The organism is Candidatus Binataceae bacterium, assembly GCA_035308025.1.
GTDB lineage: Bacteria > Desulfobacterota > Binatia > Binatales > Binataceae > JAJPHI01.
In genome coordinates this window covers 1-12,526 of record DATGHL010000031.1, presented here as the reverse complement: position 1 = coordinate 12,526, position 12,526 = coordinate 1, and the positions used below count along the sequence as shown (strand labels likewise).

Below are 12,526 nucleotides of genomic sequence, written 5' to 3'. Positions count from 1 at the left end.
GCCCGGCTATGGGAGTTGGCCCTCGACTTCCATCGCGGAGAGCTCGGCTTCGGCCGCGAGCTCGCCGTCAACTCGGGCCTCGCCGCGCATTTTCCACAGCGGGTGATGATGCTTCAGCAGCCGCACTTCCATATGCAACTGATCGCCGGGCACGACGCGCCGGCGTAGGCGCGCCTTGTCGATCCCGGTCAGCATAAAGAGGCTGCGGCGTTCGCCGATGATGCTGAGCGCGAGGATCGCCGCGGACTGCGCGAGGGCTTCGAGAATGAGCACGCCCGGCATCACCGGCATACCGGGAAAGTGGCCGGTGAAGAACGGCTCGTTGATGGTGACATTCTTGAGCGTCAGGACGTGATCGGCGTCGCGACCGAGCACCCGATCGACCAGCAGAAACGGGTAGCGATGAGGCAGCAGCCCGAGGAAGCGGTCGTTATCGTGAGGGGTTTTATCCGCCAAGCCGCTACCGGATTACTTCGTGATGGTCGAGCCGCCCGACGGCGGGGCGCTTTCCTCGGGCTGCGCCGGACGCGGCTCCGAGGCGGAACCGAAGCGGCCGCCGCCGCTCGAGGCCATCGCTTCCTGGGCGAGCGCGCCCGGCTTGACGTTCATCGCATCGTAGTCGCGGATGACCTCGTCGGTGATATCGATACTCGGGATGGCCCAGAGCAAGGAACCCTTTTCCATGACCATCGTGTAGTTGCTCTTGGCGCCGATTCGCTGCACCACCAGCGCGAGATCGCGCACGATCTCGCCGGTCATTTCCTGATCCTTCTGCTTGAGCTCATCGGCTGAGTTTTTGTAGTCGTCCTGGAAGGCATGCAACTTCTTGGAGTAATCGTCCTCGAGGTTCTGGCGCTGATCGGGCTGCATCAGCGGGCCTTTTTCTTCGTACTCTTTTTTGAGCCGCTCGACTTCGTCCTGCTCGCCCTGCAACCGCTGCTGCAGGCGCTCGATGCGCCCGCGGAAATCCGTCTTGACCGCTTTACCGTTGTGGCAATCGTTGAGGGCGCGCTGAATATCGACGAAAGCTAATTTATAGTCGCTTGCGTGCAGGGGCGCGGCTGCCATCGTGACCAGAGCCAGCATCAGTGCCGCGGCGCAAAGCTTCGACAGAAACGTCATACCCAACCAACCCTCCATTGCATTAGCGTCTTTCGCTGACCAGCGAGCATGAGGACGAACAGGGCCGGCTGGTGATTCGAGCGTAAACTCTGGCCGATCTTGCCGGGGCGCGCAACTGTGCGGTTGCCCATCGTCATCTTGACGCAGATCCCCACGCTCGCCGATCGGGCTTCGCTCGCGGAGACGCCAGCTCTGGCGTTAGAGAGGCGCGCCCGCGCCGAAATCAAAAACCACGGCCTGATCGTTGGGCCGTTTGTTGATCGGGAACGCGAGATCGACCGCCAGCGGACCGAAGGGAGATTTCCAGCGCACGCCCGCGCCATAGGCCGCCTGCAAAGAACTGGGCGTGATCGAATCGTGCAGGCGGTAGGCCTGACCGGCGTCGAGGAAGGCCGCGCCACGGATACCAAAGGAGGACCAGATCGGGAAGGTGGTCTCGGCGCTCAGCAGCAGTTCCTGGCTGCCGCCGACCTGCTCGACCGCGAGCGGGGCGCCCTGCTGATCGAAGAGCGTGACCTGCGGGCCCAACGAATAGATTTCGTAACCGCGCACCGAACTGAGGCCGTTGTTGCCGCCTGGGAAGAAGCGCTCATAGAGCGGCAACTCCCCGCCAAAACCCGAGCTCAGGAGCGTGCCGATGCCATAAGTCACGCCCGGCGCGAAGACCCACTCACCCCATTTTGGACTCTGAATATAAGGGATGAAAAACCGGGTGTGGAACACGCTCTTGACAAATGCGGTGCCGCCGAGCCCGGCCAGTTCGACGTCCAGCGACTGGACCGACCCGCTGCGCGGGTCCTGAGGGTTATCAACGGTGAAGCGCCGGATACCCGGGGTGATCTCGGAGACTCGGGTGTAGCCCTTGTAGCGGAAAATATCGAAGGTGGTGAACTCGCCGAGTCCGCTGATGCCGACGCTCTCGAAGGTATAGCCCAAGGAGAGATTGATATCGTCGAGCGAAAACTGGCCAATCCGCTTGAGCCCGAGGTCAACCAGCGGATAGCTGGCCGTGACCGAGAATCCCGCCGTGCTCTGATTGAACGAAAATAAAAAGAGCTTGTTGTAAAAGCCCTGCAAAGAGATGCTGAGCGGAATATCGAGGAACCAGGGCTCAGTATAACTGACAGTATAATCCTGGTAGAGAAAACCGACCTGTGCATCAGCCGAGATCGACTCCCCGCCGCCGAACAGATTGCTGTTGCTGACGCTGAAATTGCCGAAGATCGACGAATAGCTGTCGTAACCGCCGCCGGCCTGCAGCGATGCCGTGTTCTGTTCCTGGACGGCGACGTTGAGATCAATCTTGTCCGGTGAAGGCCCGGGCTCGGTCGAAATGCGCGTATTGGAAAAATAGCCGAGCGAGTCGAGGAGCTGCTTGGAGCGCTGGATTCTCGCCGTCGAATAAGGCTCCTGCTCCTCGATCGTCAATTCCCGCCGGATTACCTTGTCCGAGGTTTTGGTATTGCCGGTGATCTTAATGCGATCGACCAGGACCTCGCGGCCCGGCGTAATGTTGTAGACGACGTTGACGTTGCGCGTCGCCGGGTCGACCTGGGTGCGCGGATCGACGTTGACGTACGCATAGCCGCGATCCGAGTAAAGATCCGACAGGGTGAGCACGTCGTGCTGCATGTCGGAGCCGCTGAAGACCTCTTTGGGCTTGAGGATTAATTTGCTGATCAGATCCTTCTCCGGCAGCTTGAGATCGCCGGCGACCTCAACCGTGCCGACCTTATACTGCGGTCCCTCATCAATCGCGAAGCTGACAGTCAGATAATTGCCGTGCCGGGTAATCTGCGGCGGCGAAACCACGGCATTGACGTAGCCGTGCTCGTAATAAAACGAAGTCAGACGATCGACGTCGCTCTGGAGTTTCTTCTGATCAAGGTAACCGGTGCTGAAGATGTAGCTCAGCACGCTGTGCCGCTGGGTTTCGAGGAGGCCGCGCAACTGCCGCGCCGAATAGGCCTTGTTGCCGGTAAAGTCGATCTTTGAAATTTTGACCGCCGGACCCTCGTCCACATCGATCACGCCGATCGCCGTGTTGTTCGGTTGCGGGATCAGCTTGAAATCGACCTTGGCGTCGAGATAGCCCTTGCCCTGATAAACCTCGGTGATATTGCGGACCGTGCTCTTGGCGCGCAGCGGATCGTAGACCGCGCCCGAATGGATCGTCAGCGCATTGATAATCTGCTCGTCGGCGGCCTTGATCTTTTTCATCCCGCTGAACCGCAGGTCGCTGATCAGCGGGCGCTCAGTCACCGAATAGGTGAGCACGCCGTTATCGATTGCCGCGCTGGCGTGGTCGAAAAAACCCATCTTGTAGATGGCCTTGACATCTGCGTCGACGGCGGCCTGATTCAGCGGTTGACCGGTCTGCTGCGTGATGTGGACGCGGATGGCGTCGGTCTCGACGCGTTGATTCCCCGCGATTTTGATGTCGGTGACGATCGGCGACGGCGTCTGTGCGCGTGCCGGCGCGACCACGGCGAGGATCATGAGGAGCAGCCAGAATAGACGAACGCGGAGGAATCCTCCGCGCAACAGAAAAGAATTTGCCGCCGTCACCATCATCCCCGCAGGCGGCGACCAAGCTAACCAATCATCTGATTGAAGTAAACCAAGCGCTGTCCCACAAGGGCAGACGCGAGCCTCAAAGCAGCGCAAAGCACAGTGCGACACCGCTCGCGCTCGACGTGCTTGAAGTGATCTAGGCGTCGGGCTCGGCGAACAGACGCCCCTCACGCAGTCTCAGCGTCCGCCCCATACTGCGCGAAAGGCGTTCATTGTGCGTTGCGACCACGAGGGTTACGCCGAGCGAGGTATTGAGGCGATGAAAGAGCTCGTGAATCTCACCCGCGGTATGCGGATCAAGATTGCCCGTCGGTTCATCGGCCAGGACCAGCCGCGGGCGCATCACTACCGCGCGCGCGACCGCGACGCGCTGCTGCTCACCGCCGGAAAGCTCGGTCGGGCGCCGATGCGACTTGTCGCCGAGTCCCACCAGTTCCAGCACCTCGGTAGCGCGCGCCCGCGCCTCGCGCTGATTGAGGCGCGCGATCAGCGCCGGCATCATCACGTTTTCGACCGCGCTGAAATCGCCGAGCAGATAGTGGAACTGAAAGACGAAGCCGAGATTGCGGTTGCGAAAGTCGGCCATACGCTTGGCGTCCATGGCGAAGAGATCGTGATCCTCGAATAAAACCTTTCCGGCAGTTGGCGCTTCGAGGCTGCCGAGCATGTGCAGCAAAGTGGACTTGCCCACCCCGGACTGGCCGACGATCGCGATCTCCTCGCCCGCCATCACCTCGAGCGCCAAATCGCGCAGCACGACGACCTCGCGCCCGGCGTCGAGGAAGCTCTTGCCGACCGCCTCGGCGCGCAACAGCGGGACCCCGGTTTGCACTTGCGCCGCCACCGGAGCGATCGCCGTGTCAGACGCGAGCCTACTCATAGCGGATAACCTCGACCGGACTGAGCGTGCGCGCGCGCATCGCCGGATAGATCGCGCCCGCTAGACAGAGCGCGATCGCTGCGACCGCCACCGCGATGAAGTTCACGGCATAGAGCCGCACCGGAACCGTACTGACCATGAAGAGGTCAGCCGGCAGATGAATAAAATGATACTTGCCGATTAAAAACGACACGATAAAGCCGACTCCGACGCCCAGCAGCGTGCCGCCGATCCCTAACGCCGCACCCTCGCAAAGAAAGATCGCGGCGATCGAGCCGGCCCGCGCCCCCATCGCGCGCAGAATCGCGATCTCCTTGCGCCGCTCCATCACCACCATCACCAGGGTCGCGATAATGTTGAACGCCGCCACCAGCACAATCAGCAGCAGCACCAGAAAATAGGTGAATTTCTCGAGCTTTAGCGCGGCGAACAGCGGGGCGTCGGTTTGCGTCCAGTCAGTTACGGCGAGGCCGGGATCACCGCCAGCCGCGATCCGCCGGGCGAGGGCGGGAGCGTCGAAAAGATTGGCCGCGCGCGCCTCGACACCCTGCTCGAGTTGCGGGTCGTCAGCCAGCAGCGCCTGACCGTTGCGCAGCGCGACGAAGATCAGCGACGAGTCGTACTCGAACATGCCCGAGTGGAACAGGCCCGCAACGACAAAGCGGCGCAGCCGCGGCGTCGAGCCCGCGCCCAGGCTCGCCGGCGCGATCACGATAATCGCCTCGCCCACGCGCACGGCAAGGTCCTCCGCGAGTCCGTCGCCGATCAGCGCGCCCGGCAATTGCACGACGCGTTTGACGCCGCGATCGCTCACGCTCACCGGGAAACTTTGATCCATCGCCGCCGCCCGCGCACCGGCAGTTAGCGTGCTCTCAAGTTCGCGCAGGACCGGATTGTGCCGCGCTTCGACCGCGCGCAGGGTCGCGCCCGCAACATAGGCCGGAGTGCCCGCAGCCGTGGTCGAGACCAACATCACCTGCGAGGTTGCGAACGGCGCCACGCCGACGATTCCGGGCAGGGCGGCGACGCGCCCGGCAAGGCTCGGGATCTGGGCTGCGTCGTGCGGGCTGACCGTAACGGCAATCTCTGGATTGAAGGCCAGCAGCCGGTTGCGCAAGTCCTCCTCGAAACCGCTCATGACCGAGAGCACGACCGTGAGCGCGAAGGTGCCGATCGCGACGCCGGCCAGCGAGATGAGCGCGATCAGCGAAACGAAGCGCTCATGCCGCCGCGCACGCAGGTAACGGACTCCGATCAGATATTCGAAGCGCACCGATAAATCCTCGCTGCGCCCCGGGATGACCGCAACGCACGCGCCCACGCGGTCCAACGCTGATTAGGCCAGGTTGCGTAAAACTCCGCAGGCGTTAGCTGTGATTTCCTCATTGATGCAGAAGACGCAAGGATTGAGCGCGTAGTGAATTTTCATAGTTTCGGACCCGTCATGGTTTTGCAATCGATCGGGGTTGCCGTGGTTGACGGGCGCCGATAGACTCGCACGCGGACCGGGGACTTTCTGAAAATCGGGGCTTTCTAGAGGGGCAGCGAATGAAACGTTGGTGGGCCGTCGCATTCGCGTTTTTTCTCAGTCTCTGCCTGATGGCGGCGCAGGTGCACGCCAGCGACGACGACGGCTCCGACGACAATGACTCGGGTGATACGGCTGACGCGCCCGCCGACGCTCCGGATGTCAGCGCGCCGGTCAGCCCCGCGGTTGCGTCAACGTCAGCGCCGCCGGCGGTTGCCGACTCCGCGCGGCCGGGCGCGAGCGATCTCATCACGATGAATTTCCAAAACGTCGAGATCCCGGTGCTCGCCCGCTTTATCAGCGACATCACCGGCAAGAATTTTGTTATCGACGAGAATGTGCGCGGCAAAATCAGCATCATCTCGCCGAGCCGCGTCACTCCTGAGCAGGCCTATTCGATTTTTCAATCGGTGCTGCAGCTCAAAGGCTTCACCACTGTCCAGGCCGGCCCGGTGATCAAAATTATTCCGGCCCGCGATGTCCGCCAGTCGGCGGAGTTGACCGAGTCGCAGCATCCGGCGCAAGCGCAGGGCGATCAATACGTCACACGGATGATCAAGCTGCGCAACGCCGACGCGGCGTCGGTGTTGAGCGTCATCCAGCCGATGGTCTCGCACGACGGTCTGATCGCAGCGTTTCCTCAGGACAATACGCTGATCATCACGGACGATGCCTACAACGTCCAGCGCCTGCTGCAAATTATCGGCTCGCTCGACGTCCATGGCGTGCAGCAGAACGTAGCGGTCATTCCGCTCAAGCTCGCTTTCGCCGACGATCTGGCCGCGCAGATCGATAAAATCATGAGCGTACGTGAGGCCTCGATGCACGGGGCCGGCGTGCCGCGTCCGGGCGTGGGCGTCGTCGCGCCCTCCGCGCAGGGCGCCGCGAGCAGTTACAGCGTCGTGCCCGACGAGCGCACCAACTCGCTGATCGTTCTGGCCGGGCCGCTTGAGATGCGTCAAATCAAGGACCTCGTCCTCAAGCTCGACGTGCATTCGCCCAACGAGACCTATCGCATCCACGTACTTCATCTGAGATACGCGCCGGCAACTGAGATGGTCGATGTGCTCAACGGGATGCTGAGCGGCGGCGGCGGCCCCTCGTCGCTGTCGCCGTCGACCGGACGCAATTCGCTCGGCCGCGGCAGCTCGTTGGGGAATCAGAACGGCTCCTTCAACAGCGGCTTTGGCGGCGGCGGCAGTAGCTTTGGCGGCGCCGCGGGCGGTATCGGCGGCGGCAGTAGCTTCGGCGGCGCCGCGGGCGGTATGGGCGGCGGCAGTGGCTTTGGCGGTTCCTCGGGCGGTTTCGGCGGTGCCGGTGGCGGCGGCCTCGGTTCGCGCACTCAGGGCGCGTCCGGCAACGGCCCTTCGACCGCCAGCAGCAGCGGCGGTCACGGCACCGATTTCGAAAGCAACGTCACCGTCACCGCGGACCCCGCCACCAACTCGTTGATCGTCAGCGCCGCGCCGCAGGACTACGAGACCCTCCGCCGCGTTATCGAGCAGCTCGACATCCCGCGCGTCCAGGTGTTCGTCCAGGCGATCATCGTTGCCGTCGACGTCAACCGCACCAAGGACATCGGCGTCAACTTCCTCAGCTCGGGCTCGCTCGGCAGCAACGTGCTCGGGCTCGGATCACTCAATTTTGGCAATCTGCAGAACGCGCTCGGTAATCCGTTGGGACTGACTGGGCTGGGCTTCGGCTTGGCCTCGGGCAGCAATTGCCAAGTCCCGTCGACCAGTTCGACCACCACGACCCCCACGACTACCTCCAGCAATATCACGGTGCCGTGCGACGTCGCCCTGATCACTGCGCTGCAGAGCGACACGCATAGCAATGTGCTCTCGGCGCCGACCCTGCTGACGGCAGACAACGAGGAAGCGATGATCGTCGTGGGCCAGAACGTCCCGTTCGTCGGCTCGTCAGCCGCCAACTCGGGATTGCCGGGGCAGATTTTCAATTCGGTGGATCGTCAGAACGTCGGCATCACCCTCGATATGATCCCGCAGGTCTCCGCCGGTGACGCGGTCAAACTGGACATCTACGAGGAAGTCTCCAACGTCGTTAATGGCACCCAGAATTCGTCGACCAACCCGCTCGGACCGACCACCACCATCACCTCGGCTTCGACCAGCGTGCTCGTGCAGAACCATCGGACCGCGGTGATTGGCGGGCTCATCTCGACCGAGACCGACATCACCCGTCAGGGCGTGCCGTTTCTTTCGGATATCCCCTTCCTCGGCAATCTCTTCAGCGATAACTCGCGGATTAATACCAAACAGAATCTGCTGGTTTTTCTGACTCCGCACGTCGTCCGCACCCGCGATGATTTGCAGGCGCTCGCGCTCGATCAGCGGCAAAAATACGTGCGCTCGCTCGGCCGCCAGGAGATCAATAACATGCCGGCGTCGCACTTCCAGCAACTTTATCAGCCGACCTTCAACGCTCCGGTCTCGCCGCAGCAGGATCTCAATCAACAGGCGCAACCCGCCACGAACAGCGGTTTCGCACCCAATCCGAACGCCGCCAATCCGCCTCCGGGCGGCGCCGCGGGCGCGAGTTCCTACAGCGCGCCGAACGGCGGCAGCGGGCCGCCGGCCGCAAACGCGCCATGACCGCGCGACGGCTCAGCGCCGGCGCGATCGCTACCCGCTGACGAGTTGCGCCGCCGATGCCCCGTCAGATCGGCGCCCTGAGAGCCTGGACCGAAGTCGCCGCGTTGAGCGTCCCGTGGGGCGTGCTGCGCGCCTTTTCCCTCGAACGCGCGATCCGCGTTGGCGCCGCTTTCGGCGCCGTCGCGATGACCGCGGATTACGTCAACCGCCGCATTGCTGAGCGCAACCTGCAGATCGCCTTTCCCGACTCTGACGCACACGCGCGTCGCAAAATTATCCGTGGAATGTATCGGAATTTCGGCCGGATGGCGGCCGAGTGGGTCCATTCCCGTCACCTTGATCGCGCGGCGATCGAGCGGCGCGTCACCTACACCGGACGCGAATGCTGGGACGAAGCCAACCGCCGCTCGGGCGGCCGCGGCATCCTGACGCTGACCGCGCACTTCGGCAATTTCGAACTGCTGTCGCTCGCCCACTCGGCCTTCGGCAATCGCGTCGCTTTCGTGCAGCGGCCCAATCGCAACCCGCTCATCGACGCCGCCGTGATGGCGCGGCGCGAGCGCTTCGGTTGCCGCCCCATTCCGCGCCGCGGCGCCGGCCGCCCGATGCTCCGGCTGCTGCGCGACGACTGGATGGTTACGATCCCGCTCGATCTCGATACGCGCGACGGCGTCTTCGTAGATTTCTTTGGACTCATGGCCGCGACCAGCGACGCCCTCGCGCGTATCGCGCTCGCCACCGGCGTCCCGGTGCTGCCGGCCTTTATGGTGCGCGACGGCGCCAGCACCCGCCATCAGATTACCTTTCTGCCGATCATCGAGACGGCGCGTGGCTCCGATCGCCCCACCGCCGTGCGCGAAAACACTCAGCGCTATACCTCAGTGATCGAAGGCATGATTCGCGCGCATCCCGATCACTGGAACTGGATCCATCGCCGCTGGAAAACCCGCCCCCCGGGCGAAGCGCGCTTTTATTAGCGCTCCGCCGTGCGTCCGACGAAGTGGACGGTTAATCTCGAAGGGTCGGAATCGTATTGAGCTCTTTCTTGAGCTTACGCTTGGCGTGCCAGAGGTCGTAACGGTTTTGCAAAGTCATCCAGAGATCCGGGCCATTGCCACAGAGCTTGCCGAGCCGGATCGCCATCTCCGGAGTAATGGCCGTATCGCCCGCCATCAGGCGATGAAGGGTCTGCCGGCTAACGCCGAGCAGTGTCGCGAGCTCGCCGATCGTGCGGCGGCCGAGCGCAGGCAGGATATCGCGCGCGAAGAGCACGCCGGGATGCGTCGGCGGACGCGTGATTGTCCCGCGGTCGACAATATATTCGGTCATGCTGTGAACTCCGTAATAGACGGGCGTTGTTCAATTCGCCTAATGATACTGCTCCAAGTCCACTTTACGCGCGTCGGGAGCTTCCCACTCAAAGGTAATCGTCCACGGGCCATTTATGTGAATGCTGTAGCACAGCGGCGTTCGATGCAGGGGATGCGTGTTATAACCAGGTAAGCTGAGGTCGTCCAATTTCATGGCCGCATCCAAAGCTTCCAGACGATCACTGCATCTTTGGCGCAGGCTGGGCGGAACCTTCGCGCTGCGGCCGGTCTCAAATAATTCCTTCAAGCCCTTGTGCTTGAAGCTCCTGATCACGGAAACAGTTGTAACATATCACGCGTCATGCTGTCGAGCATAATGCGACAATCCGGGCATCAAGAGCCTTCTTCCGCCTCGCACGCGGCGGCGGCCAACAGATCAGAAAACCGGGATGATGTCGGCCGCCGTGATGTCGCCGACGTCGACGCCGTCGAGATCGAGTTCCGGGATCGCCGGAAACTTGATGCCCCAATCCTCGACCACCTTCTTGACCTTGGCGATCGCGTAGCGCCAGTTGTCCGCCTGCTCGTCGAAGCTGAGCACGCCGAGTCCGCCCTGCCGCGCCAGATCAACCAATACCCGATGGTTATCGATAAAGTAGCTCGGCAGCTCCCAAAACATCTTGGGCGGCTCCCACAGAATCATCGAGAGGAAGACGAAGCCCGCGCGCAACTGCCGCGTGATCATGTCTTTGTATTCCCGGCTGAGCTGCGGCCAGTCGTTCTCCAGCATCTTGAGGCAAATCGCCAGATGCCGGCTCTCGTCCTGCCCGACCTTCGTGAAGACCCGCTTGAACACCGCCCGCGACGTCCGCTGCGACATGCCGTAGAACAGCGTCGACGCCGCGACCTCGCCCAGTAAGAACGAGGTGAAGAGGATCGACAGCGGATACTTGTCGAGTGAGGCCGAATAGCCGCGCCAGTAGCGGCCGCCGTTATGGTAGAGCCATTCGATATTATTGACCGCGGCGCGTTCGAGGGCGGTGCGCGGGCCGAAGCGCAATGGGCCGTTCGGCACCAGCTGCGCGATCGCCCGCTGGCAGCATTCCTCGTGATTCACCTCGTCGCGCGCGACCGCGAAGAAACATTTGCGGATCGGATCCTCCGCTTGAATCTCATAGGTATGGATCATCGCCTTCGCGAAGACCGCTGGTCCCGAGCCGTCGAACACCGCCAGCACCGCGTACCAGTACATGATTCCGATTCGCTCTTCGGCCGTGAAATCCGTCGCGCGCAGATCGTCCCACGCCAGATCGGCGGGGTTCCACGCCTGCCGCTTCGACTTTTCGTACAGCGCGGCGAGCGACTCGGTGACCACCGGCCATTCGAGCGGAAAGATATTCGGCTGCTCGATCGGCGGCGGAATCTCGAAACCGCCCGCCGGAATGATCAGGCGGCTCTCCGGCGATGGAGCACCGTTCGCATTAGGAATGCTTTGCGTTTGATCGAAACTGCTGCCAGCCATGATAGAAATATTCTAGCAATAATTTACTGTCCGGTCGCGCGACTATCTATCCCGCCACCCGAGGAATGCAACAAGATGCCGCTGCTCAAAGCCTGCACAATCGATCAACTCAAGCCCGGCGAGGCGCTGCGCCTCAATCTGACGCCCACCATCGCGCTCTATCGGCTCGACGACGGCTTTTACGCCACCGAGGACACCTGCTCGCACGCGCAGGCTTCGCTCGCCGCGGGTGATATCGATCTCGAGGAATGCAGCGTCGAGTGTCCTTATCACGGCTCGGCCTTCGATATCCGCACCGGCCGCGCGCTGGGTCCGCCCGCCGTCCGCCCAATCAAGACCTACGCGGTCAAAGTCGAAGCCGACGACGTTTTTGTCCAGATAGATTAAACTCTATAAATGATGGTGAAAGCCTAACGTTTGGTCACGGAATTGTCGCTAACGTGGAAAAATGAACTGATAGAGCTTCTATCCTCGTTGAAGCCCGACCTCGCCACACTGCAACGAGTGTTTGACGAAAAAGATCACGACCTGCCAAGACAGTTGTATAAATATAGGCCTTTCAATGAGCACTCGCTAAGGAATTTGAGAGACGACACAGTTTGGCTGACGGATCCATCTCAATTCAACGATCCATATGATTCCGCACTTGGCATCAAGTTCGAGAGCCTAATAGACCGTATTGACGACCTTTCGACGGAGCACCTAAGGCTGATGTCCGTTCAGGAAGGATTCATGAGCGATCACGAGATTGTCGCCGTTGCTCAACGAAGCGAGGGACTACAGGGTTTTATGCGCGCGGTCTTGGAGAAGGGCTCGCCGGGCTTGAAAGAAAGCGGTGACGAATTCGTCTCCACAATTCTGGCTTTATTTCGTCAGCAGTCCGTATCCGGTATCGAGCGGGCGATAGCGATTATCCAGAAATCCCTGCGGTTGTGTTCGTGGTAGTGTCGGGAAGTTGGTGGAAAAGTGAAAAGG

12 protein-coding genes are annotated in these 12,526 nt (G+C 61.8%); 4 read left to right on the top strand and 8 right to left on the bottom strand.

Translation table 11 applies throughout. The features are described from left to right. Positions 1 to 6 precede the first annotated feature (6 nt). The 5 genes from fabZ to VKS22_09890 form a co-directional block, all read right to left on the bottom strand. Positions 7 to 456 (bottom strand): 3-hydroxyacyl-ACP dehydratase FabZ, encoded by a 450-nt coding sequence (fabZ, locus tag VKS22_09910; GenBank protein ID HLW70925.1) that lies wholly within the window; start codon positions 454 to 456, stop codon positions 7 to 9. A 12-nt stretch (positions 457 to 468) separates the two neighbouring features. Continuing rightward, complete coding sequence (locus VKS22_09905) at positions 469 to 1,122, bottom strand: OmpH family outer membrane protein (GenBank protein HLW70924.1); 654 nt, start codon at positions 1,120 to 1,122, stop codon at positions 469 to 471. A 198-nt stretch (positions 1,123 to 1,320) separates the two neighbouring features. Then, positions 1,321 to 3,621 carry an outer membrane protein assembly factor BamA gene (gene bamA, locus VKS22_09900; protein ID HLW70923.1) on the bottom strand — a complete coding sequence of 767 codons (2,301 nt, stop codon included), beginning with the start codon at positions 3,619 to 3,621 and terminating at the stop codon, positions 1,321 to 1,323. A gap of 211 nt (positions 3,622 to 3,832) precedes the next feature. Beyond that, positions 3,833 to 4,576, bottom strand: coding sequence for an ABC transporter ATP-binding protein (locus tag VKS22_09895; GenBank protein HLW70922.1), 744 nt, complete (start codon positions 4,574 to 4,576; stop codon positions 3,833 to 3,835). Beyond that, positions 4,569 to 5,849 (bottom strand): ABC transporter permease, encoded by a 1,281-nt coding sequence (locus tag VKS22_09890; protein HLW70921.1) that lies wholly within the window; start codon positions 5,847 to 5,849, stop codon positions 4,569 to 4,571. The genes VKS22_09895 and VKS22_09890 overlap by 8 nt, the downstream gene beginning before the upstream one ends. A 275-nt stretch (positions 5,850 to 6,124) precedes the next feature. On the opposite strand from VKS22_09890, the gene gspD reads away from it, so the two are divergent. Then, positions 6,125 to 8,719 carry a type II secretion system secretin GspD gene (gene gspD / locus VKS22_09885; protein HLW70920.1) on the top strand — a complete coding sequence of 865 codons (2,595 nt, stop codon included), beginning with the start codon at positions 6,125 to 6,127 and terminating at the stop codon, positions 8,717 to 8,719. A gap of 56 nt (positions 8,720 to 8,775) precedes the next feature. Next, entirely contained in the window at positions 8,776 to 9,696 is a 921-nt protein-coding gene (locus tag VKS22_09880; GenBank protein HLW70919.1) for a hypothetical protein, read from the top strand. 31 nt (positions 9,697 to 9,727) lie between these two features. Here VKS22_09880 and VKS22_09875 read toward each other — a convergent pair whose 3' ends face one another. The 3 genes from VKS22_09875 to VKS22_09865 form a co-directional block, all read right to left on the bottom strand. Beyond that, on the bottom strand, positions 9,728 to 10,048 hold the full coding sequence (locus VKS22_09875) for a HigA family addiction module antitoxin (GenBank protein HLW70918.1): 321 nt from the start codon (positions 10,046 to 10,048) through the stop codon (positions 9,728 to 9,730). A gap of 39 nt (positions 10,049 to 10,087) precedes the next feature. Continuing rightward, positions 10,088 to 10,363 carry a type II toxin-antitoxin system RelE/ParE family toxin gene (locus VKS22_09870; GenBank protein HLW70917.1) on the bottom strand — a complete coding sequence of 92 codons (276 nt, stop codon included), beginning with the start codon at positions 10,361 to 10,363 and terminating at the stop codon, positions 10,088 to 10,090. Positions 10,364 to 10,465: 102 nt separating this feature from the next. Further along, a complete protein-coding gene (locus VKS22_09865; GenBank protein HLW70916.1) occupies positions 10,466 to 11,551 on the bottom strand; it encodes a hypothetical protein in 1,086 nt (361 codons plus the stop codon). Positions 11,552 to 11,626: 75 nt separating this feature from the next. Here VKS22_09865 and VKS22_09860 point away from each other — a divergent pair, with 75 nt between their 5' ends. Beyond that, positions 11,627 to 11,938: a bifunctional 3-phenylpropionate/cinnamic acid dioxygenase ferredoxin subunit gene (locus VKS22_09860; protein HLW70915.1), complete on the top strand. Its 312-nt coding sequence runs from the start codon at positions 11,627 to 11,629 to the stop codon at positions 11,936 to 11,938. Positions 11,939 to 12,025: 87 nt separating this feature from the next. Further along, complete coding sequence (locus tag VKS22_09855) at positions 12,026 to 12,496, top strand: hypothetical protein (protein ID HLW70914.1); 471 nt, start codon at positions 12,026 to 12,028, stop codon at positions 12,494 to 12,496. Positions 12,497 to 12,526: the final 30 nt, after the last annotated feature.